Annotated in this window: 20 protein-coding genes; 12 read left to right on the top strand and 8 right to left on the bottom strand. The window is 71.5% G+C overall.

Going from position 1 to position 21,277, the window contains the following annotated elements; genetic code table 11:
- Positions 1–16 precede the first annotated feature (16 nt).
- From gap to ACNJ93_RS06605, 9 genes are all read left to right on the top strand, one after another.
- Positions 17–1,027: a type I glyceraldehyde-3-phosphate dehydrogenase gene (gene gap / locus ACNJ93_RS06645; protein ID WP_418956394.1), complete on the top strand. Its 1,011-nt coding sequence runs from the start codon at positions 17–19 to the stop codon at positions 1,025–1,027.
- Between the two features lie 116 nt (positions 1,028–1,143).
- On the top strand, positions 1,144–2,355 hold the full coding sequence (locus tag ACNJ93_RS06640) for a phosphoglycerate kinase (RefSeq protein WP_418956393.1): 1,212 nt from the start codon (positions 1,144–1,146) through the stop codon (positions 2,353–2,355).
- Between the two features lie 7 nt (positions 2,356–2,362).
- The gene (gene tpiA, locus ACNJ93_RS06635) at positions 2,363–3,139 is read left to right on the top strand and encodes a triose-phosphate isomerase (RefSeq protein ID WP_418956392.1); all 777 of its coding nucleotides are present in this window, start codon (positions 2,363–2,365) and stop codon (positions 3,137–3,139) included.
- A 127-nt stretch (positions 3,140–3,266) separates the two neighbouring features.
- Positions 3,267–3,497, top strand: a complete 231-nt coding sequence (gene secG, locus ACNJ93_RS06630) for a preprotein translocase subunit SecG (protein ID WP_418956391.1) — start codon at positions 3,267–3,269, stop codon at positions 3,495–3,497.
- A gap of 77 nt (positions 3,498–3,574) precedes the next feature.
- Complete coding sequence (locus tag ACNJ93_RS06625; RefSeq protein WP_003957010.1) at positions 3,575–3,910, top strand: RNA polymerase-binding protein RbpA; 336 nt, start codon at positions 3,575–3,577, stop codon at positions 3,908–3,910.
- A 137-nt stretch (positions 3,911–4,047) separates the two neighbouring features.
- Positions 4,048–5,694, top strand: a complete 1,647-nt coding sequence (pgi, locus tag ACNJ93_RS06620; RefSeq protein ID WP_418961333.1) for a glucose-6-phosphate isomerase — start codon at positions 4,048–4,050, stop codon at positions 5,692–5,694.
- 31 nt (positions 5,695–5,725) lie between these two features.
- Positions 5,726–6,220 (top strand): PH domain-containing protein, encoded by a 495-nt coding sequence (locus tag ACNJ93_RS06615; RefSeq protein ID WP_418956390.1) that lies wholly within the window; start codon positions 5,726–5,728, stop codon positions 6,218–6,220.
- A complete protein-coding gene (locus ACNJ93_RS06610) occupies positions 6,217–7,746 on the top strand; it encodes a PH domain-containing protein (protein ID WP_418956389.1) in 1,530 nt (509 codons plus the stop codon). The genes ACNJ93_RS06615 and ACNJ93_RS06610 overlap by 4 nt, the downstream gene beginning before the upstream one ends.
- A gap of 100 nt (positions 7,747–7,846) precedes the next feature.
- Positions 7,847–8,932, top strand: a complete 1,086-nt coding sequence (locus ACNJ93_RS06605) for an acyltransferase family protein (RefSeq protein ID WP_418956388.1) — start codon at positions 7,847–7,849, stop codon at positions 8,930–8,932.
- Between the two features lie 67 nt (positions 8,933–8,999).
- Here ACNJ93_RS06605 and pgl read toward each other — a convergent pair whose 3' ends face one another.
- The 5 genes from pgl to tkt are packed head-to-tail and all read right to left on the bottom strand — an operon-like array spanning position 9,000 to position 15,570.
- The gene (gene pgl / locus ACNJ93_RS06600) at positions 9,000–9,773 is read right to left on the bottom strand and encodes a 6-phosphogluconolactonase (protein ID WP_418956387.1); all 774 of its coding nucleotides are present in this window, start codon (positions 9,771–9,773) and stop codon (positions 9,000–9,002) included.
- Positions 9,770–10,798: a glucose-6-phosphate dehydrogenase assembly protein OpcA gene (gene opcA / locus ACNJ93_RS06595; RefSeq protein ID WP_418956386.1), complete on the bottom strand. Its 1,029-nt coding sequence runs from the start codon at positions 10,796–10,798 to the stop codon at positions 9,770–9,772. Before opcA ends, pgl begins: the two co-directional genes overlap by 4 nt.
- Positions 10,795–12,327, bottom strand: coding sequence for a glucose-6-phosphate dehydrogenase (gene zwf / locus ACNJ93_RS06590; RefSeq protein WP_418956385.1), 1,533 nt, complete (start codon positions 12,325–12,327; stop codon positions 10,795–10,797). Before zwf ends, opcA begins: the two co-directional genes overlap by 4 nt.
- Before the next feature lie 4 nt (positions 12,328–12,331).
- Complete coding sequence (tal, locus tag ACNJ93_RS06585; RefSeq protein ID WP_418956384.1) at positions 12,332–13,450, bottom strand: transaldolase; 1,119 nt, start codon at positions 13,448–13,450, stop codon at positions 12,332–12,334.
- 32 nt (positions 13,451–13,482) lie between these two features.
- A complete protein-coding gene (tkt, locus tag ACNJ93_RS06580; RefSeq protein WP_418956383.1) occupies positions 13,483–15,570 on the bottom strand; it encodes a transketolase in 2,088 nt (695 codons plus the stop codon).
- A gap of 315 nt (positions 15,571–15,885) precedes the next feature.
- Between tkt and ACNJ93_RS06575 the strand changes: the two genes are divergently transcribed.
- From ACNJ93_RS06575 to ACNJ93_RS06565, 3 genes are all read left to right on the top strand, one after another.
- On the top strand, positions 15,886–16,833 hold the full coding sequence (locus ACNJ93_RS06575; protein ID WP_418956382.1) for a heme o synthase: 948 nt from the start codon (positions 15,886–15,888) through the stop codon (positions 16,831–16,833).
- Positions 16,834–16,928: 95 nt separating this feature from the next.
- On the top strand, positions 16,929–17,249 hold the full coding sequence (locus tag ACNJ93_RS06570) for a hypothetical protein (protein ID WP_418956381.1): 321 nt from the start codon (positions 16,929–16,931) through the stop codon (positions 17,247–17,249).
- 98 nt (positions 17,250–17,347) lie between these two features.
- Positions 17,348–18,421, top strand: coding sequence for an amidohydrolase (locus tag ACNJ93_RS06565; protein ID WP_418956380.1), 1,074 nt, complete (start codon positions 17,348–17,350; stop codon positions 18,419–18,421).
- 3 nt (positions 18,422–18,424) lie between these two features.
- On the opposite strand, the gene ACNJ93_RS06560 is transcribed toward ACNJ93_RS06565, so the two are convergent.
- The 3 genes from ACNJ93_RS06560 to ACNJ93_RS06550 all read right to left on the bottom strand — a co-directional run bounded on the left by ACNJ93_RS06560 (position 18,425) and on the right by ACNJ93_RS06550 (position 21,195).
- Positions 18,425–19,384 (bottom strand): COX15/CtaA family protein, encoded by a 960-nt coding sequence (locus ACNJ93_RS06560; RefSeq protein ID WP_418956379.1) that lies wholly within the window; start codon positions 19,382–19,384, stop codon positions 18,425–18,427.
- An 84-nt stretch (positions 19,385–19,468) separates the two neighbouring features.
- On the bottom strand, positions 19,469–20,272 hold the full coding sequence (locus tag ACNJ93_RS06555; protein WP_418956378.1) for an ABC transporter permease: 804 nt from the start codon (positions 20,270–20,272) through the stop codon (positions 19,469–19,471).
- A complete protein-coding gene (locus ACNJ93_RS06550; RefSeq protein WP_418956377.1) occupies positions 20,269–21,195 on the bottom strand; it encodes an ABC transporter ATP-binding protein in 927 nt (308 codons plus the stop codon). Before ACNJ93_RS06550 ends, ACNJ93_RS06555 begins: the two co-directional genes overlap by 4 nt.
- Between the last annotated feature and the right edge of the window lie 82 nt (positions 21,196–21,277).

Here is a 21,277-nt window from a genome sequence, read left to right as displayed (position 1 = left end):
ACGAGGAGATCGGTTCGTGACGATCCGCGTAGGCATCAACGGCTTCGGCCGCATTGGTCGCAACTATTTCCGCGCGCTCCTTGAGCAGGGTGCCGACATCGAGATCGTGGCTGTCAACGACCTGGGTGACACCGCGACCACCGCTCACCTGCTGAAGTACGACACGATCCTGGGACGCCTCAAGGCCGAGGTCACCCACACCGAGGACACCATCACCGTCGACGGCCACACCATCAAGGTGCTGTCCGAGCGCAACCCGGCCGACATCCCGTGGGGCGAGCTGGGCGTCGACATCGTCATCGAGTCCACCGGCATCTTCACCAAGCGCGACGACGCCGCCAAGCACCTCGCCGGCGGCGCCAAGAAGGTCCTCATCTCGGCTCCGGCCAAGGACGAGGACATCACCATCGTCATGGGCGTCAACCAGGACAAGTACGACGCGGCCCAGCACCACGTCATCTCCAACGCGTCCTGCACCACCAACTGCGTCGCCCCGATGGCGAAGGTCCTCGACGAGAACTTCGGCATCGTCAAGGGCCTGATGACGACGGTCCACGCGTACACCAACGACCAGCGCATCCTGGACTTCCCGCACAAGGACCTGCGCCGCGCCCGCGCCGCCGCGGAGAACATCATCCCGACCACGACGGGCGCCGCCAAGGCCACCGCCCTGGTCCTCCCGCAGCTCAAGGGCAAGCTCGACGGCATGGCCATGCGCGTCCCGGTCCCGACCGGTTCGGCCACCGACCTCGTCGTGGAGCTCCAGCGCGAGGTCACCAAGGACGAGGTCAACGCCGCGTTCAAGAAGGCCGCCGAGGACGGCGACCTGAAGGGCGTCCTCTACTACACCGAGGACGAGATCGTCTCCTCCGACATCGTCGGCGACCCGGCCTCCTGCACCTTCGACGCCTCCCTGACCATGGTTCAGGAGGGCAAGTCGGTGAAGATCCTGGGCTGGTACGACAACGAGTGGGGCTACTCCAACCGCCTCGTCGACCTCACGGTCTTCGTGGGCGAGCAGCTCTGAACCGCCACGAGCTAGGCATCTGATGCAATCGCAGGGCTCGGGCAGTGCAAAGATGCACTGTCCGGGCCCTGCCGTGTGTGCTTGCCCGTTCCGACCTGCAAGGAGTGCGTAACCCCATGAAGACGATCGACGAGCTGCTCGCCGAGGGCGTGGCCGGCAAGCGGGTGTTCGTCCGCGCCGACCTCAACGTGCCGCTGGAGGGCGACACGATCACCGACGACGGGCGCATCCGCGCCGTGCAGCCCACGATCAAGGCGCTCGCCGAGGCCGGCGCCCGGGTGGTCGTCGCCTCGCACCTGGGCCGCCCCAAGGGTGCGCCGGACCCGGCCTTCTCCCTCGCCCCGGCCGCCCGCCGGCTCGGCGAGCTGCTCGGCGCCGAGGTGGCCTTCGCCGCCGACACCGTCGGCGAGTCCGCCAAGGCCACCGTCGCCGCCCTGGAGGACGGCGGGGTCGCGGTCATCGAGAACCTGCGCTTCAACCCCGGTGAGACCTCCAAGGACGACGCCGAGCGCGAGGCCTTCGCCGCGCAGCTCGCGGAGCTGGCCGACGTGTACGTCGGCGACGGCTTCGGCGCCGTGCACCGCAAGCACGCCTCGGTGTACGACCTGCCCGGCAAGCTGCCGCACGCGGCCGGCTCCCTCATCGCCACCGAGGTCGGCGTCCTGAAGAAGCTCACCGACGAGGTCCAGCGGCCGTACGTGGTCGTCCTCGGCGGCGCCAAGGTCTCCGACAAGCTGGGCGTGATCGACAACCTGCTGAAGAAGGCCGACCGCATCCTCATCGGCGGCGGCATGGCCTACACCTTCCTGGCCGCCAAGGGCCACGAGGTCGGCATCTCGCTGCTCCAGGCCGACCAGAAGGACACGTGCCTGGAGTACCTGGCGGAGGCGGAGAAGCGCGGCGTGGAGTTCGTGCTGCCCGTCGACGTCCTGGTCTCGACCGAGTTCCCGGACCTCAAGACCAAGGCCCCGGCCACGTACGAGACGGTCGCCGCGGACGCCATCCCGGCGGACAAGGAGGGCCTCGACATCGGCCCGAAGACCCGTGAGCTGTACGCGGCCAAGCTCGCCGACGCGGGCACCGTGTTCTGGAACGGCCCGATGGGCGTCTTCGAGCACCCCGACTACGCGAACGGCACCAAGGCCGTCGCGCAGGCGCTGCTCGACTCGCCCGGTTTCACCGTCGTGGGCGGCGGGGACTCCGCCGCCGCCGTGCGCACGCTCGGCTTCGACGAGAATGCTTTCGGCCACATCTCGACCGGCGGCGGCGCCAGCCTCGAGTACCTCGAGGGCAAGACGCTCCCCGGCCTCGCCGCACTGGAGGACTGACCCCCCGATGACCACCCGTACCCCGCTCATGGCGGGCAACTGGAAGATGAACCTCAACCACCTCGAGGCCATCCGCCACGTCCAGCTGCTCTCCTTCGCCCTGAACGAGAAGGACTACGACGCCGTCGAGGTCGCGGTCCTGGCGCCCTTCACCGATCTGCGGTCCGTCCAGACCGTGATCGAGGGCGACAAGCTCAAGATGAAGTTCGGCGCCCAGGACCTCTCGGCGCACGACTCCGGCGCGTACACCGGCGAGGTCTCCGGCGCGATGCTGGCCAAGCTGAACTGCACGTACGTGACCGTCGGCCACTCCGAGCGCCGGGAGTACCACGGCGAGACGGACGAGCTGTGCAACGCCAAGGTCAAGGCGGCGTTCAAGAACGGCCTCACGCCGATCCTCTGCATCGGCGAGGGCCTGGACGTCCGCAAGGCCGGCAACCAGGTCGCGCACACCCTCGCCCAGCTCGACGGCGGTCTGAAGGACGTCCCGGCCGAGCAGGCCGAGACGATCGTGATCGCGTACGAGCCGGTCTGGGCCATCGGCACCGGCGAGGTCGCCACCCCCGAGGACGCCCAGGAGGTCTGCGGGGCGATCCGCGGCCGGCTCGCCGAGCTGTACTCGCAGGAGGTGGCCGACAAGGTCCGCATCCAGTACGGCGGCTCGGTGAAGTCCGGGAACGTCGCCGCGATCATGGCGCAGCCGGATGTCGACGGCGCCCTGGTCGGCGGCGCGTCGCTGGACGCGGACGAGTTCGTCAAGATCGTCCGGTTCCGCGACCAGTGACGCGACCAGTGAGTATGCGGTAGCGACGATCCGTCGTACTCTTGCGGGGGCCGCCGGGCGTGTGCGCCTGTCGGCCCCCGTCGTACACATTCCGAGAATTGCCAGGAAGTAGGGTCCAGCCGTGGTTATGGGGTTCTCGATCGCCCTGATCGTCTTCAGCCTGCTGCTGATGCTGCTCGTGCTGATGCACAAGGGGAAGGGCGGCGGCCTCTCCGACATGTTCGGCGGCGGTATGCAGTCGTCCGTGGGTGGCTCGTCGGTCGCCGAGCGCAACCTGGACCGCATCACGATCGTGGTCGGTCTGCTGTGGATTGCGTGCATTGTCGTACTTGCCCTGCTGATGAAGCTGGACGGGTAACTCCAATCACTGGACGCGCGTTGGGCCTTACGTAGACTGGTGCATCTTCGAGCACCATCACGCAGGGAGTTACGACCGTGGCAAGTGGCAACGCGATCCGGGGAAGCCGGGTCGGAGCGGGGCCGATGGGGGAGGCCGAGCGGGGCGAGTCGGCGCCGCGTCTCCGCATCTCCTTCTGGTGCTCGAACGGGCACGAGACGCAGCCGAGCTTCGCCAGCGACGCGCAGGTCCCGGACACCTGGGACTGCCCCCGCTGCGGATTCCCGGCCGGTCAGGACCGGGACAACCCGCCGGACCCGCCCCGCACCGAGCCCTACAAGACCCACCTCGCGTACGTGCGCGAGCGGCGCAGCGACGCGGACGGCGAGGCGATCCTCGCCGAGGCCCTCGCCAAGCTCCGCGGCGAGATCTGAGCAGCACCCGGGCCCGGCCCGCGACATGACGTCGCGCGCCGGGCCCGTCCGCTCGCCCTCGCACCTCTTCCCCGCCCGATCAACTAGGTTGGACACAGCGGGGCAAGAAGGCACGAGAGAAGTGGGCGATGTCCGAGATGAACACCAGGAGCAGGCTCGACCGGATGCCGGAGTGGGCCGCCCTCGGCAAGCACCGTGAGCAGCTGGGCGACGCCCACCTGCGCGAGCTGTTCGCCGCCGACGCCGACCGCGGCACCGCGTACACCCTGCGCGTCGGCGACCTCCTCCTCGACTACTCCAAGAACCTGGTCACCGACGAGACCCTCGCCCTGCTGCGCGAGCTGGCCGCCGCCACGGGCGTCGCCGAGCTGCGCGACGCGATGTTCCGGGGCGAGAAGATCAACACCACCGAGGACCGGGCGGTCCTGCACACCGCCCTGCGCGCCCCGCGCGAAGCCGTCGTCGAGGTCGACGGCGAGAACGTGGTGCCCGGCGTGCACGCCGTCCTCGACAGGATGGCCGCCTTCTCCGAGCGGGTCCGCTCCGGCGCGTGGACCGGCCACACCGGCCGGCCGATCCGGAACATCGTCAACGTCGGCATCGGCGGCTCCGACCTCGGCCCGGCCATGGCCTACGAGGTGCTGCGCCCCTACACCGACCGGGACCTGACGTTCCGTTTCGTCTCCAACGTGGACGGCGCCGACCTGCACGAGGCGGTCCGCGACCTCGACCCGGCCGAGACGCTGTTCGTCATCGCGTCCAAGACCTTCACGACCATCGAGACCATCACCAACGCCACCTCCGCCCGGGACTGGCTGCTCACCGGTCTGAACGCCGGTCAGGAGGCCGTCGCGAAGCACTTCGTGGCCCTCTCGACGAACGCGGAGAAGGTCCAGGACTTCGGCATCGACACGGCCAACATGTTCGAGTTCTGGGACTGGGTCGGCGGCCGTTACTCGTACGACTCCGCCATCGGCCTGTCCCTGATGATCGCCATCGGGCCGGAGCGCTTCCGCGAGATGCTCGACGGCTTCCACCTGGTCGACGAGCACTTCCGCACCGCCCCGCCGGAGCGCAACGCGCCGCTGCTGCTGGGCCTGCTCGGCGTCTGGTACGGCGCGTTCTTCGACGCCCAGTCGCACGCGGTGCTGCCGTACTCGCACTACCTGTCGAAGTTCACCGCGTACCTGCAGCAGCTCGACATGGAGTCCAACGGCAAGTCCGTGGACCGCGACGGCCGGCCCGTCGACTGGCAGACCGGACCGGTGGTCTGGGGCACCCCCGGCACCAACGGCCAGCACGCGTACTACCAGTTGATCCACCAGGGCACCAAGTTCATCCCCGCCGACTTCATCGGCTTCGCCCGTCCGGTCGGCGAACTGCCGCCCGGACTGGCTGCCCAGCACGACCTGCTGATGGCGAACTTCTTCGCCCAGACGCAGGCGCTGGCCTTCGGCAAGACCGCGGAGGAGGTGCGCGCCGAGGGAGTGGCCGAGGAACTGGTCCCGCACAAGACCTTCCGGGGCAACCACCCGACCACCACGATCCTCGCCGAGGAGCTGACGCCCTCCGTCCTCGGACAGCTGATCGCGCTCTACGAGCACAAGGTGTTCGTCCAGGGAGCGATCTGGAACATCGATTCGTTCGATCAGTGGGGCGTCGAGCTCGGCAAGGTCCTCGCCAAGCGGATCGAGCCGGTCCTGCTCTCCGGCGAGGGCACGGACGCGCTGGACAGCTCCACCGCCGGTCTCGTCGCGGCCTACCGGACGCTGCGGGGCCGCTGACCCAGAAGGACCGTCACGGGGGAGGACGAAGGTGCAGGGCGAGGTACGGCTGCGGCCGCCGAGGAACGCGCTCGACGGCCGGGCCGTCGGCTGGTGGCGGACGCAGCTGCTGATCACGACCGCCGTCCCGGTGCTGGTGCTCGGCGTGCTCGGTGCGCTGATCGGACCGGCCCGGTTCTGGCTGCTGGTGGCCGCGGCGGCGCTCGCCGCCGTGGGCCTCGCCTGCACCGCGGTCCTGCCCGGCTGGTGGTACCGGGTGCACCGCTGGGAGGTCACCGACGACGCCGTGTACGTGCGCACCGGGGCCCTGTGGCAGGAGTGGCGGATCGCGCCGATGTCCCGGATCCAGACCGTGGACACCGTGCGCGGCCCGCTGGAACAGACCTTCCGGCTCGCCACGGTGACGGTCACCACCGCCTCCTCCAAGGGCACGATCCGGATCGAGGGGCTCGACCACGAGGTCGCCGCCGCCCTGGCCGAGCGGCTCACGCTGATCACCGGCGGCACGCCGGGGGACGCCACATGACCGCGCTGCCGCCGCCCGGCGGGGAGGACTGGCGGCGGCTCGACAAGCGGATGGTGCTCGTCGGCGCCGCCGTCACGGGCGGCTTCGCGTCGGGTGCCGCCGTGCCCACCGCGGTCGGCCTGGCGGGCGGCATGCCCCTCGGGCAGGCGGTGGCCTGGGTGGTGGCCGGCGTGGTCCTGATGACCGTCTGCGGCACCGCCGCCGACTACGTCCGCTGGCGCCGCACCCGCTACCGGATCGGCCCCGAGCGGGCCGAACTGCACACCGGGCTCCTGCTCGTCACCCGGCGGTCGCTCGCCCGCGAGCGGATCCGCAGCGTCGACCTGACGGCCCCTTTGCTGCTGCGGATACTCGGCCTGGTCAAGGTCCGGATCGGCACCGGCGAGCACTCCGGCGGCGAGTCCACCGTGGAACTGGACCCCGTGACCCGGGCCGAGGGCGAGCGGCTGCGCCGGCTGCTCCTCGACCGGCCCGCGGCCCCCGGCGCGCCCGCCGCCCACGACGGCCCGCTCGCCGTGCTCGACCCCGCCTGGATCCGCTACGCCCCCGTCTCCTTCGTCGCCCCCGCGCTCGGCGGCGCGGCGGCCGGGGCGGTGATGCAGGTCAGCGAGTGGTTCGGGGCGCAAGGCCAGGTCATCGACTGGGTGGGCGCACGCTTCCGGGACACCTCGGTCGTCGCGATGGTCCTCGTGCTCGTCGCGGCCGCGCTGCTCGCCGGCGCCGTCGGCGCGCTCGGCCTGTGGATCGAGATGTGGTGGAACTACCGCCTGGAGCGCGAGCCCGGCGGCACGCTCCGGGTCCGCCGGGGCCTGTTCACCGCCCGCTCGATATCGGTCGAGGAACGGCGGCTGCGCGGGGTGGAGCTCGTCGAGCCGCTCGGCGTACGGAGCTTCGGCGCCGCCCGGGTCGACGCGGTCGCCACCGGCATCGCCGAGGACGAGGAGAGCCGGCACGCCGAGCACAAGACCCTGCTGCCGCCCGCGCCCCGCGCCGTCGCCGACGAGGTCGCCGCCCAGGTGCTGCGCGAGCGGGCCGCCCCCACCGGCGCGCCGCTGACCCCGCACCCCCCGGCCGCCCGGACCCGCCGGATCCGCTGGGCCCTCGGCGCGGTCGCCGTCCCCGTGGCGGTCCTCGCGGCCCTGGGTCTGCTGCTCGATCTCGTCGCGCTCCTGTACGCCGCCGGGGCCTGCGCCCTCGTGCTCACCCCGCTCGCCCTGCTCACCGCCCGGGACGCCTACCGCAGCCTCGGCCACGCCGTCAGCGGTGCGTACCTGGTGGCCCGTTCCGGCGTGCTGCGCCGCACGACCGTCGCCCTGCGGCGCGGCGGCGTCATCGGCTGGACGATCCGGCAGTCCTGGTTCCAGCGCCGCGTGGGCCTGCTCACCCTGACCGCCACCACCGCCGCCGGCTCCGGCGCCTACACCATTCACGACGCCGCCACCACGGAGTCCCTGACCTTCGCCACCGAGGCCGTCCCGGACCTGCTCGCCCCGTTCCTCGAACGGACCCCTGTTCGGGAGGACTGAGCGCCGGTCCGTAGCATGGCGCGTCTGCCCCCGGGCACGACGTCCCATCCGGCCGGAACGGAGCCAGTCCTTGCGCGCGCAGCTACAAGAGAAGCCCCTCGTGCCGGAAGTCCGGCCCCAGGACGAGAGGCAGCGGCGGGCGGCGCGCTCCGGAGGACAGCTGCCGTCGCTGACCGGAATGCGGTGGGCCGCCGCGTTCATGGTCTTCCTGTACCACGTGCGCAACTTCGGCTACTACGGAGGCGAGAAGAAGGCCCTGGTCGACTGGGCGTTCGGCCCCGGGCTCGTGGGCGTCAGCTTCTTCTTCATCCTGTCGGGCTTCGTGCTGGCCTGGTCGGCGCGGCCCGGCGACCGGGTGCTCGCCTTCCTGCGCCGCCGCCTGGCCCGTGTCTACCCGGTGCACCTGGTCACCGCGCTGGCGGCGCTGGCCCTCGGCTTCACGGTGCTGCCGAAGCTCCGTCCGGACGGCTGGCAGGAAGTGGTCGCCAACCTGCTCCTGGTCAGCGCGTGGGACCACGGCTGGTGGCAGGTCGTGAACCCGGTCAGCTGGTCGCTCGTCAGCGAGGCGTTCTTCTACCTCTGCTTCCCGGCGGTCTACGCGGTCCTGCGCCGGTTCGGACCGCGCGCCCTGACCGCTGTGGTCGTCCTCGCCGTGGCCACCGTCGTCTGCCTCCCCAAGCTCCAGCCGTACCTGGAGTCCGGGTTCGTCCTGAACACCCACCCCGTCGGACGGGTCCCGGAATTCATCCTGGGCGTCGCCGTGGCCCGGCTCGTGCAGCTCGGCCGCTGGCGGGGCCCCGGGCTCGAAGGAGCCCTTGCCCTGACGTTGATCGGCTACTTCATGTACCCGCACATCCCGGGCTCGTACGGTGCGACCACCGTCGTCGGCTTCACGCTGCTCATTGCGGCGGCCGCGGTCGCCGACATCGAGGGCCGTCCCTCCATGTGGCGCGGCGCTTGGCTGGTCCGCCTGGGCGAGTGGTCGTTCTCGTTCTACATGGTGCACCTGCTGGTGCTGCTGCTGACCGTGCCGTTGCTCGGCGACAAGCCGCACTTCGGCGTGCCCATGGCGACGGCGCTCACGGTCGCCGTCTTCGCCGTCTCGCTCGCGCTCTCCGCGGCGCTGTACCACTGGGTCGAGCTGCCCGGCCGGCGGCTGATCCTGAGGCGCATGCGGCGCGGCTGACGGCCCTTCGAAGCCGGAGGCCCGGACCGCCCATGGGGGTGGTCCGGGCCTCCGCGGTGTCGGTGCGTCAGGCCGGCGGGTGCAGCTCGTGGGGGAGGGCCGAGGCGGCGGGCTCGTCCATCAGCCACAGGGTGCGGGTGCGGCCGTGGGCGCCCGCTGCGGGGACCTGGGTCTCGTCGGCGTCGGGGGACAGTGCCAGGGCCGCGGCCTTCGCCTTGTCCTCGCCGGCTGCGAGCAGCCAGACCTCACGTGCCGCGCGGATCGCCGGCAGGGTGAGCGAGATCCGGGTCGGCGGCGGCTTCGGCGCGTTGTGCACGCCCACCACCGTCAGGCCGGTCTCCCGCACGCCCGCCGACTCCGGGAACAGCGAGGCGACGTGGGTGTCCGGGCCCACGCCCAGCATCAGCACGTCGAACGACGGCACCCCGCCCTCGGCGCCCGCCGCCGCGGCCAGCTCCTCGGCGTACGCGGCGGCCGCCGCGTCGGCGTCCGAGCCGTACGCGCCGTCCGCCGCCGGCATCGCGTGCACCCGCGCGGGGTCCAGCGGCACCAGGTCGAGCAGCGCCGCACGGGCCTGCGTGACGTTGCGGTCCGGATGTCCCTCCGGCAGGAACCGCTCGTCGCCCCACCACAGGTCGAGCCGCGACCAGTCGATCGCGTCCCGCGCCGGGGCCGAACCGAGCGCCGCCAGCAGGCCGTTGCCGTTGCGTCCGCCGGTGAGCACCACCGAGGCGGTGCCGCGGGCGGCCTGGGCGTCGGCCACCGCGGTGATCAGCCGGGCCGCCGCGGCCTGCGCCATCAGCTCCTTGTCGCGGTGCACGACCAGCTGCGGTGCGCTCACTTGCCCGCCGCCTTCTTCGCCGGGGCCTTCTTCGCCGCCGGGGCGGACGCGGCCTCGGCGGTGGCGCCGGCCGGGACGGCGGCGGGGCTCGGGGCCTTCTCCTCGCCCAGCCGCGCCACGCCGTACCGCAGGGCCGACGCGTACGTGTCGTCCGGGTCGAGCCGCCGCAGCTCCTCCGCGATCAGCTCGGACGTCTCGCGGCGCTTGAGCGCCACCGCGCGGTCCGGCTGCCCCTGGATGGAGAGCGTGGCCAGCGAGGCGTCCGGCCGGTGGAGCACGATCGGACCGCAGTCCGACTCCAGGCGCACCGAGGTGAGCCCGGGACCGGACGAGACCAGCCGCTTCACCGGCACCTTCAGCCGGTCCGCCAGCCACATGGCCAGCAGCTCGACGCTCGGGTTGAACTCCTCGCCCTCGACCTCGGCCCGCGTCACCTCGCAGACGACCTGGTCGAGCGCCGCCGCCAGCATCGAGCGCCACGGAGTGATCCGGGTCCAGGCCAGGTCCGTGTCGCCCGGGGTGTACGTCTCGGTGCGCGCGGCCAGCTCCTCGATCGGCTGCTCGCAGGCGTACGCGTCGGTCACCCGGCGCTGCGCCAGCGCGCCCAGCGGATCGTTCGCCGGGTCGGCCGGCGCGTTCACCGGCCACCAGACGACGACCGGCGCGTCCGGCAGCAGCAGCGGCAGCACCACCGACTGGGCGTGGTCGATGACCTCGCCGTACAGCCGCAGCACAACCGTTTCGCCGGTGGAGGCGTCCGCGCCGAGGCGCACCTCGGCGTCCAGCCGGGCCTTGGCCCGGTCGCGCGCCGAGCGGGCCGCGCGCTTGATGACCACCAGGGTCCGCGAGGGGTGCTCGCGGGACGCCTCGTTGGCGGCCTTCAGCGCGTCGTACGCGTTCTCCTCGTCGGTGACGATGACGAGGGTCAGCACCATGCCGATGGCCGGCGTGCCGAGTGCCCGCCGTCCGAGCACCAGCGCCTTGTTGATCTGGCTCGACGTGGTGTCAGTCAGGTCGGTCTTCATGGCCGGCGCCAGCTCCGTCCGTCTCGTGCGAGCATTTCGTCCGCCTCGACCGGCCCCCAGGTCCCGGCCTGGTACTGCGCGGGCTTGCCGTGCCTGTCCCAGTACTGCTCGATCGGGTCGAGGATCTTCCAGGACAGCTCGACCTCCTCCACCCGCGGGAACAGGTTGGAGTCGCCGAGCAGCACGTCGAGGATGAGGCGCTCGTAGGCCTCCGGGCTGGACTCGGTGAACGACTCGCCGTAGGCGAAGTCCATCGAGACGTCCCGGACCTCCATCTGCGTGCCGGGCACCTTCGCGCCGAACCGCACGGTCACGCCCTCGTCCGGCTGCACGCGGATGACCAGGGCGTTGTGCCCCAGCTCCTCGGTCGCCGTGTGGTCGAAGGGGGAGTGCGGGGCGCGCTGGAAGACCACCGCGATCTCGGTGACGCGGCGGCCCAGGCGCTTGCCGGTCCGCAGATAGAAGGGGACGCCCGCCCAGCGGCGGTTGTCGATCTCCAGCTTGATGGCCGCGTAGGTGTCGGTCTTCGACTTGGGGTCGATGCCGTCCTCCTGCAGATAGCCGACGGCCTTCGCGCCGCCCTGCCAGCCGGCGGTGTACTGGGCGCGCACCGTGTGCCGGCCGAGGTCCTCGGGCAGCTTCACCGCGCCGAGCACCTTGGTCTTCTCCGCCGCCAGCGCGTCCGCGTCGAAGGAGGCGGGCTCCTCCATGGCGGTCAGCGCGAGCAGCTGCAGGAGGTGGTTCTGGATGACGTCACGGGCGGCGCCGATGCCGTCGTAGTACCCGGCCCGGCCGCCGATGCCGATGTCCTCGGCCATCGTGATCTGGACGTGGTCGACGTACGACCGGTTCCAGAGCGGCTCGAAGAGGGTGTTGGCGAAGCGGAGCGCCAGGATGTTCTGGACGGTCTCCTTGCCGAGGTAGTGGTCGATGCGGAAGACCGCCTCGGGCGGGAAGACCTCGTGGACGACCTCGTTGAGCTCCTTGGCGGAGGCCAGGTCGTGGCCGAAGGGCTTCTCGATGACCGCGCGGCGCCAGGAGCCGTTCTTCTGGTCGACCAGGCCGTGCTTCTTCAGCTGCTGCACGACGAGCTCGAAGAACTTCGGCGGCACCGAGAGGTAGAAGGCGTAGTTGCCGCCCGTGCCCTGCGCCTTGTCGAGCTCCTCGATGGTCGACTTCAGCTGGTCGAAGGCGGCGTCGTCGTCGAAGTCGCCCTGGACGAAACGCATCCCCTGGATCAGCTGCTGCCACACCTCTTCCCGGAAGGGGGTGCGGGCGTGCTGCTTGACCGCCTCGTACACCTCCTGGGCGAAGTCCTCGTCCTGCCACTCGCGACGGGCGAAGCCGATGAGCGAGAAGCCCGGCGGCAGCAGACCGCGGTTGGCCAGGTCGTAGACGGCGGGCATCAGCTTCTTACGGGACAAATCGCCCGTGACGCCGAAGATCACCAGGCCCGACGGCCCCGCGATGCGCGGGAGCCGTCGGTCTGCGGCGTCACGGAGCGGGTTGGCTCCGTGGACTGCGCTCAAGGTGTTACGCCTCCGAAGGTGCGAGGCGGTTCAGCTCTGCCTCGGTGGACTTGAGCAGTTCGTTCCAGGACGCCTCGAACTTCTCGACGCCCTCGTCCTCCAGGACCTGGACCACGTCGTCGTACGAGATGCCCAGCTTCTCGACGGCGTCGAGCTCGGCACGGGACTGCTCGTACGTGCCGCGGATCGTGTCGCCGGTGACCTCGCCGTGGTCGGCGGTGGCGTCCAGGGTGGCCTCCGGCATGGTGTTCACCGTGCCCGGGGCGACCAGGTCGACGACGTACAGGGTGTCCTTGTACGCCGGGTCCTTGACGCCGGTCGAGGCCCACAGCGGACGCTGCTTGTTGGCCTGCGCCTTGTCGAGGGCGGCCCAGCGCTCCGACGAGAAGACCTCCTCGTACGCCTCGTACGCCAGACGGGCGTTGGCGAGGGCGGCCTTGCCGCGCAGCGCCTTGGCCTCGTCGGTGCCGAGGGCGTCGAGCCGCTTGTCGATCTCGGTGTCCACGCGGGACACGAAGAAGGACGCCACGGAGTGGATCTTGGAGAGGTCGAGCCCGCGCTCGCGGGCCTTCTCCAGACCGGCCAGGTAGGCGTCCATGACCGCGCGGTAGCGCTCCAGCGAGAAGATCAGCGTCACGTTCACGCTGATGCCGAGGCCGATCACCTCGGTGATCGCCGGCAGACCCGCCTGGGTGGCCGGGATCTTGATGAGGGTGTTCGGGCGGTCCACCAGCCAGGCCAGCTGCTTGGCCTCGGCGATGGTGGCCTTCGTGTCGTGCGCGAGGCGCGGGTCGACCTCGATCGACACCCGGCCGTCCTGGCCCTGCGTCGCGTCGAACACCGGCCGCAGGATGTCGGCGGCGTCGCGGACGTCCGCCGTCGTGATCATGCGGATGGCCTCGTCCACGGTCACCTTGCGCGCGGCGAGGTCGGCGAGCTGCTGGTCGTAACCGTGGCCCTCCGAGATCGCCTTCTGGAAGATGGACGGGTTGGTGGTCACACCCACCACATGGCTCTGGTCGATCAGCTCGGCCAGGTTGCCGGACGTGATCCGCTTGCGCGACAGGTCGTCGAGCCAGATCGCGACGCCTTCGTCGGAGAGGCGCTTGAGTGCGTCTGTCATGAGAGGTTCTCCAAAAATCGTGTCTGTCGGCGTCAGCGCCCGGCGGCGGCCAGGGATTCCCGGGCGGCGGCGGCCACCGCGTCGGCGGTGAAGCCGAACTCACGGAACAGCACCTTCGCGTCCGCGGAGGCGCCGAAGTGCTCCAGCGAGACGATCCGGCCGGCGTCGCCGACGTACTTGTGCCAGGTCAGGCCGATCCCGGCCTCGACCGCGACCCGCGCCTTCACGGACGGCGGCAGGACGGAGTCCTTGTACGCCTGGTCCTGCTCCTCGAACCACTCCACGGACGGCATCGAGACGACCCGGGTCGGGATGCCCGCCGCCTGCAGCTGCTCCCGCGCCTCGACGGCGAGGTGCACCTCGGAGCCGGTGCCGATGAGGACCACCTGCGGCTCGCCGCCTTCCGCGTCGAAGAGCACGTAGCCGCCCTTGGCCGCGTCCTCGTTCGGCGCGTAGGTCGGCACGCCCTGGCGGGTGAGGGCCAGACCGTGCGGGGCGCCCTTGCCGAAGACCTTCGTGTGGCGCTTGAGGATCTCGCGCCAGGCGATCGCGGTCTCGTTGGCGTCCGCCGGACGGACCACGTTCAGACCCGGGATGGCGCGCAGCGAGGCCAGGTGCTCCACCGGCTGGTGGGTCGGGCCGTCCTCGCCGAGACCGATCGAGTCGTGCGTCCACACGTACGTCACCGGCAGGTGCATCAGCGCGGACAGGCGGACCGCGTTGCGCATGTAGTCGGAGAACACCAGGAAGGTGCCGCCGTAGATCCGGGTGTGGCCGTGCAGCGCGATGCCGTTCATGGCCGCGGCCATGGCGTGCTCGCGGATGCCGAAGTGGATCGTGCGGCCGTACGGGTCGGCCTCCGGCAGCGGGTTGCCCTGCGGCAGGAAGGAGGACGACTTGTCGATCGTGGTGTTGTTCGAGCCGGCGAGGTCGGCCGAGCCGCCCCACAGCTCCGGGATCACCGCGCCGAGCGCCTGCAGCACCTTGCCGGAGGCGGCGCGGGTCGCGACGGCCTTGCCGGCCTCGAAGACCGGAAGCTGGTCCTCCCAGCCCGCGGGCAGCTCGTTCGCCTGGATCCGGTCGAACGCGGCGGCGCGCTCCGGGTTGGCGGTGCGCCACTCGGCGAGCGACTTCTCCCACTCGGCGCGGGCCTCGCGGCCGCGGTCGCCCAGGGCACGGGTGTGCGCGATGACCTCGTCGGAGACCTCGAAGGTCTGCTCCGGGTCGAAGCCGAGGACGCGCTTGGTGGCCGCGACCTCCTCGTCGCCCAGCGCCGAGCCGTGCGCCGCCTCGGTGTTCTGGGCGTTCGGCGCGGGCCAGGCGATGATCGAACGCATCGCGATGAACGACGGGCGCTCGGTCTCCGCCTCGGCGGCGCGGATCGCCGCGTACAGCGCGGCCGGGTCCAGGTCGCCGTTCGCCTGCGGCTCGACGCGCTGGACGTGCCAGCCGTAGGCCTCGTACCGCTTGACCGTGTCCTCGGAGACGGCCGTCTCGGTGTCGCCCTCGATCGAGATGTGGTTGTCGTCCCACAGCATGATCAGGTTGCCGAGCTTCTGGTGACCGGCCAGCGACGAGGCCTCGGCGGCGATGCCCTCCTGGAGGCAGCCGTCACCGGCGATCACGTAGACGCGGTGGTCGAACGGGGAGGTGCCCGGGGCCGCCTCCGGGTCGAACAGGCCGCGCTCGTAGCGAGCGGCCATCGCCATGCCCACCGCGTTGGCGACGCCCTGGCCGAGCGGGCCCGTGGTCGTCTCCACGCCGGCGGTGTGGCCGTACTCGGGGTGGCCCGGGGTCTTGGAGCCCCAGGTGCGGAACGCCTTCAGGTCGTCGAGCTCGAGACCGAAGCCGCCGAGGTACAGCTGCGTGTAGAGGGTCAGGGACGAGTGGCCGGCGGAGAGCACGAAACGGTCGCGCCCCACCCACTCGGGGTCGGCCGGGTCGTGGCGCATCACCTTCTGGAAGAGGGTGTACGCGGCCGGAGCCAGGCTCATGGCCGTACCGGGATGGCCGTTGCCGACCTTCTGTACGGCGTCCGCGGCCAGGATGCGGGCGGTGTCCACGGCCCGCTGGTCCAATTCGGTCCACTCGAGGTCTGTGGTGGTCGGCTTAGTGCTCACCCTGGGTCAGGGCTCCTCTCCACATGGTCAGTAGCCGGTGACGGAGGGTGTACCGGCGCTGCCGAGCCTACCCCCGAAATAACGCCCTCATTTTTGCCACCTGGGCCCTCAAATGAGCGGATACAGCAAGAGTGCCGGTGACTCTGTCAGTTCGCCTCCCGAGGTGGTCCACCCCTTGGGACGAGCCCGCCCAACACGACCCCACCCCGGCGGAGAACGGCGTATGGGCAACGTCTACAGTGGCGTGGTACGCGCAAGTCTTCACCCCGTCTTCATTCGGGGAGCTTGCTGGGAATTTCTCTGTCAGGGGTGTGCGTGACGGCCGTCGAGAACCGACCCGCCGGGGTCGTCTTGACTCCCAGCCCGGGAGGCCATCGGCCGTTCGGGGCTCGCGTCAAGGCATTCGTGGCGCTGACGAAGCCGCGAATCATCGAACTGCTGCTCATCACCACGGTCCCGGTGATGTTCCTCGCCGAGCAGGGGGTGCCCGACCTCTGGCTGGTCGTCGCGACCTGCGTCGGCGGCTACCTCTCCGCGGGCGGCGCCAACGCGCTGAACATGTACATCGACCGCGACATCGACGCCATGATGGAGCGGACGTCCCAGCGGCCGCTGGTCACGGGCATGGTCACCCCGCGCGAGACGCTGGTCTTCGGCATCTCGCTCGCCGTGATCTCGACCGTGTGGTTCGGCCTGCTGGTGAACTGGCTGTCCGCCTGGCTCTCACTCGGCGCACTGCTGTTCTACGTCGTGATCTACACGATGATCCTCAAGCGCCGCACCTCGCAGAACATCGTCTGGGGCGGTATCGCCGGCTGCATGCCGGTGCTGATCGGCTGGTCGGCCGTCACGAACTCGATGTCGTGGGCCGCCGTCATCCTCTTCCTCGTCATCTTCTTCTGGACGCCGCCGCACTACTGGCCGCTGTCCATGAAGGTGAAGGACGACTACGCGCGGGTCGGCGTGCCGATGCTGCCGGTGCTGGCCTCCAACAAGGTCGTCGCCAGGCAGATCGTCGCCTACAGCTGGGTCATGGTCGCGGTCTCGCTGCTGCTCACCCCGCTGGGCTACACCGGCTGGTTCTACACGGCCGTGGCGCTGCTCGCCGGCGGCTGGTGGCTCTGGGAGGCGCACGCCCTCCTGGAGCGGGCGAAGGCCGAGGTCACCGGGGCCAAGCTCAAGGAGATGCGGCTCTTCCACTGGTCCATCACCTACGTCTCGCTGCTCTTCGTGGCGGTCGCGGTGGACCCCTTCCTGCGGTAGGACCGGAACCGACTTCCGGCGACGGCCGGGCCTGAGGCGGACGCCACACGGCCCGGCCGTCGCACGTGGATCTACCGCTGGGTAGCATCCCTGTCATGGCAGACACCAAGCAGGCGGAGCGCCGGGCGACCCGGCTCGCCAAGCAGATCAGGGCGTTCTCCAAGGAGCACGGCGGCGCCGAGGGGCAGCTGGCCTACATCGGCCAGATGGGCACCCGGATCGTGCTCGTCGGCGAGGACGGCGGCTGGGGCGACCTGGTGGCCCCCTCGTACGCCGTCGCCCAGAGCGCCGCCGAGCAGGCCGGGCTCACCCTCCACGACGAGTTCGACGGCGACTTCGCCGCCAAGGTGGTCACCGGCCCGTACGAGTGGACCCGCATGGCCGGCATCCAGCTCGGCGGTCCGGCGAACAAGTAGCCCGGAACAAGCAGCTCGCTTTCGAGCAGGGGCAACACCTCGCGCGGGGCTCACCCGTTAGGACGGGTGGAAGCACGTCCACGCAGGGAGCCCCCGACATGATCGAGACCCCGACTCTGGTGGACCAGTACTGCCACGGGGTGCTCCGCACGGAGCTCGGCCTCGGCGCGTTCGAGGCCCACCTCGGCAGGACCACCGGGCCGCCCGCGCCCGGCACCACCTTCTTCGACACCCAGACCGGCTTCGCGGTACGCCGCTGGTGCCCGCCGCTGCTCGGTCTGGAGCCGCACTGCCCGCCCGCCCGCTACCTCGCGCGCCGCCGTGAACTCGGCGTCCTGGAATCGGGCCGGCGGCTGCTGCGCGCCTCCGGCACCTCCACCTATCTGGTGGACACCGGCATGCCCGGGGACCTCACCGGGCCCGACGAGATCGCCGCCGCGGGGGCCGCCCGGGCCCACGAGATCGTCCGCCTGGAACTTCTCGCCGAACAGGTCGCCGACACCTCCGGCACCGTCGACGGGCTGCTCGCCAACCTGGCCGAGGCCGTGCACGGCGCCGCCGCGACCGCCGTCGCCTTCAGCTCCGTCGCCGGGGTGCGCCCGGGGCTCGTGCCCGAACCGCCCGGACCCGGCGAGGTGCGGGGCGCGGCCGGGCGCTGGCTGGCCGGCCGCCGGGTCGGGGAACCGCTCACCGACCCCGTGCTGCTGCGGCACCTGCTCTGGATCGCCGTCGCCTCGGGGCGGCCGCTGCAGCTGCGGGTGGGTGTCGAGGACCCGATGGTGCTCGGCGACTTCGCCGCAGCGACCGCGGGCCTGGGCACGGACCTGGTGCTGCTGCACGGGTACCCGTACCACCGCCAGGCCGCGCATCTGACGAGCGTCTTCCCGCACGTGTACGCCGATCTGGGCCCGGTCCTCGCGCAGACCGGGGCCCGCGCGGCGGCCGTGCTCGCGGAGACCCTGGAGCTGGCCCCGTTCGGCAAGCTGCTGTACTCCAGCGGTGCCCACGGGCTGCCCGAACTGCACGTGGTGGCCGCCGCCACGTTCCGCAACGCGCTGGGCCGGGTGCTCGGCGACTGGGTCGGCGAGGGCGCCTGGTCCCTGGCGGACGCCCAGCGCGTCGCCACGATGATCGCCTCGGGCACGGCCCGGCGGGTGTACGGGCTGGGGTGAGCCCTACGCCGCGGCGAGGGCCTGGTTCGCCTGCGCGGGGATCTCCGGGCCGGTCTCCGGCCGCTCGCGCAGGCTCAGCGCCAAGCGCAGTACGGCGATCCACATCAGCGAGGAGCCCAGCATGTGCAGGCCGACCAGGATCTCCGGCACGCCCGTGAAGTACTGCACGTAGCCGATCACGCCCTGGGAGAGAACCACCAGCAGCAGGTCCCGGGCGCGGGCCCGGGTGTCGTCGGGGGCGTCCACGACGCGCAGCACCAGCCACATGGCGACGGCGAGCACGCAGACCACCCAGGCGGCGATCGCGTGCACATGCGCGGCGAAGGTCCAGTCCCACGGCATCCGCGGGACGGCGCTGCTGTCGCCGGCGTGCTTGCCGGAACCGGTCACGCCGGTGCCGAGCACCAGGAGCAGCACCGACACGCCGACGATGGCCCAGGACAGCTTGCGGACCGGCCCGGGGGCGCGCGGCCGCGGCGGGGCGTCGCCCTCGCGGGTGCGCTGCCAGGTGATCACGGCCACGGTGAGCAGCAGGTTCGCGGCCAGGAAGTGGCCGGCCACCGTCCACGGGTTGAGTTCCAGCCGGACGGTGATGCCGCCGAGGACGGCGTTGAGCACCACGACCCAGAACTGGAGCCAGCCGAGGCGGGTCAGGCCGCGCCGCCACGGCTTCGTCGACCGGGCGGCGATGATCGTCCAGCCGACCGCCGCCGACAGCACGTACGTCAGCATCCGGTTGCCGAACTCGATCGCGCCGTGGATGCCCTGCTCGGGCGTGGCGAAGAGGCTGTCGTCCGTGCACTTCGGCCACGTGTCGCAGCCGAGACCGGAACCGGTCAGCCGGACCGTGCCGCCCGTGACGATGATGACGACGCTCATCACGACGACGGAGAGCGCGGCGCGCCGGAGCGTCCGGGGGGACGGGGTCCAGCGCCGGGCGATGGAGGCGAGGGGGTTCTGCACGGGCCCTATCGTAGGGCGGGGCTTGTGCACGCTTTCACGAGGGGGTCGTTACGGGCGAAGTCACCCCGGAACGTCACCTTGTCGCTACTCCCAGCGGAAGAACTTCGCCGCCGCCCCGAGGCCCAGGACGGCCCAGGCCGCGAGGATCCCCGCCGCGCCCCACGGCATCGCGGCACCGCCCTGGAGGACGTCGCGCAGCCCGTCGGAGAGCGCCGAGATCGGCAGCAGCTCCAGGACGGCGCGGGCGGCGGCCGGGAACTTCTCCAGCGGCACGATCACGCCGCCGCCGACCAGCAGGAGCAGGAACACCAGGTTCGCCGCGGCCAGGGTGGCCTCCGCCCGAAGCGTTCCGGCCATCAGCAGCCCGAGGCCGGAGAACGCCGCGGTGCCGAGGACGAGCAGCAGCGCCACGGCTGCCGGGCTGCCCTGCGGCGACCAGCCGAGCGCCAGGGCGATCGCCGTGAGCAGGGCGATCTGCAGCAGCTCCGTGACCAGGACCGAGAGCGTCTTGGCGGTCATCAGCGCCCAGCGGGGCAGCGGCGAGGCCGCGAGCCGCTTGAGGACGCCGTAGCGGCGCTCGAAGCCGGTCGCGATGGCCTGGCCGGTGAAGGCGGTGGACATCACGGCCAGGGCGAGCACGCCGGGCGCCAGGAAGTCCACGGCCTCGCCCGCTCCGCCCGTTGCCGAAACGGGCACAGTGACGATGTCGACGGTGGAGAAGATCACGAGCAGGAGGGAGGGGATGATCACCGTGAGGAGCAGCTGCTCGCCGTTGCGGAGCAGCATCTTCGTCTCGAACGCGGCCTGCGCGGCGATCATGCGCCCGACGGGCGCGGCCCCGGGCTTCGGCGCGTAGGTACCGGCGCCCGCGGTCGTGCTGGCGCTCATCCGCGCAGCTCCCTTCCGGTGACTTCCAGGAAGACGTCTTCGAGGGTGTGGCGTTCGACGGCGATGCCGTCCGGCATCACGCCGTGCTGGGCGCACCAGGTGGTGACGGTGGCCAGCAGCTGGGGGTCGACGGTGCCGGTGATCCGGTACGAGCCGGGCACCGGCTCGGCGGCCTGGGCGCCGTCGGGGAGGGCCTTGAGCAGGGAGCCGAGGTCGAGGCCGGGGCGGCCGGTGAAGCGCAGGGAGTTCTCCGCGCCGCCGCGGCACAGCTCCTCGGGGCTGCCCTGGACGGCGACCCGGCCGGCGTCGATGATCGCGACGTCGTCGGCCAGCTCCTCGGCCTCGTCCATGAAGTGGGTGGTGAGCACGACGGTCACCCCGTCGGCGCGCAGCTCCCGGACCAGGTCCCAGGTGGCGCGGCGGGCCTGCGGGTCGAGGCCGGCGGTGGGCTCGTCCAGGAAGACCAGCTCCGGGCGGCCGACCGCGGCCATCGCCAGGGCCAGCCGCTGCTGCTGGCCGCCGGAGAGCCGGCGGTACGTCGTCCGGCCGCAGGAGCCGAGCCCGAGCCGCTCGATCAGCGCGTCCACGTCGAGCGGATGGGCGTGCAGCCGCGCGGTGTGGCGCAGCATCTCCTCGGCGCGGGCGCCGGAGTACACGCCGCCGGACTGGAGCATCACGCCGATCCGGGGCCTCAGGGCCTCGCCCTGGGCGACCGGGTCGAGGCCGAGGACGCGGACGGTGCCCGCGTCGGGCCTGCGGTAGCCCTCGCAGGTCTCGATCGTGGTGGTCTTGCCGGCGCCGTTCGGGCCGAGGACGGCGGTGACGGTGCCGGCCCGGACGTCGAGGTCGAGGCCGTCGACTGCGGTCTTCGTCCCGTACCGCTTCACCAGGCCCCGGACCTGCACGACGGACTCGTTCTTCATGCCCGGAAGTCTAGAGAGCCGCCGGCCGCGCCCGGCCCCCGGGGAGAACTCCGCTACCAACGGGACGGGAATGACCGGAAGT

This window comes from Streptomyces tritici, assembly GCF_048500665.1.
Taxonomy (GTDB): domain Bacteria; phylum Actinomycetota; class Actinomycetes; order Streptomycetales; family Streptomycetaceae; genus Streptomyces; species Streptomyces tritici.
The sequence above is the reverse complement of the archived record's forward strand: the minus strand, read 5'-3'. Positions and strand labels throughout refer to the sequence as shown.

What these genes read in the sequence shown, in the direction of transcription:
- ACNJ93_RS06640 (WP_418956393.1), top strand. Translation starts at nt 1,144, where the DNA reads ATGAAGACGATCGACGAGCTGCTCGCCGAGGGCGTGGCCGGCAAGCGG.
- tpiA (WP_418956392.1), top strand. Translation starts at nt 2,363, where the DNA reads ATGACCACCCGTACCCCGCTCATGGCGGGCAACTGGAAGATGAACCTC.
- secG (WP_418956391.1), top strand. Translation starts at nt 3,267, where the DNA reads ATGGGGTTCTCGATCGCCCTGATCGTCTTCAGCCTGCTGCTGATGCTG.
- pgi (WP_418961333.1), top strand. Translation starts at nt 4,048, where the DNA reads ATGAACACCAGGAGCAGGCTCGACCGGATGCCGGAGTGGGCCGCCCTC.
- ACNJ93_RS06610 (WP_418956389.1), top strand. Translation starts at nt 6,217, where the DNA reads ATGACCGCGCTGCCGCCGCCCGGCGGGGAGGACTGGCGGCGGCTCGAC.
- opcA (WP_418956386.1), bottom strand. Translation starts at nt 10,798, where the DNA reads ATGAAGACCGACCTGACTGACACCACGTCGAGCCAGATCAACAAGGCG.
- tal (WP_418956384.1), bottom strand. Translation starts at nt 13,450, where the DNA reads ATGACAGACGCACTCAAGCGCCTCTCCGACGAAGGCGTCGCGATCTGG.
- ACNJ93_RS06570 (WP_418956381.1), top strand. Translation starts at nt 16,929, where the DNA reads ATGGCAGACACCAAGCAGGCGGAGCGCCGGGCGACCCGGCTCGCCAAG.
- ACNJ93_RS06565 (WP_418956380.1), top strand. Translation starts at nt 17,348, where the DNA reads ATGATCGAGACCCCGACTCTGGTGGACCAGTACTGCCACGGGGTGCTC.
- ACNJ93_RS06555 (WP_418956378.1), bottom strand. Translation starts at nt 20,272, where the DNA reads ATGAGCGCCAGCACGACCGCGGGCGCCGGTACCTACGCGCCGAAGCCC.
- ACNJ93_RS06550 (WP_418956377.1), bottom strand. Translation starts at nt 21,195, where the DNA reads ATGAAGAACGAGTCCGTCGTGCAGGTCCGGGGCCTGGTGAAGCGGTAC.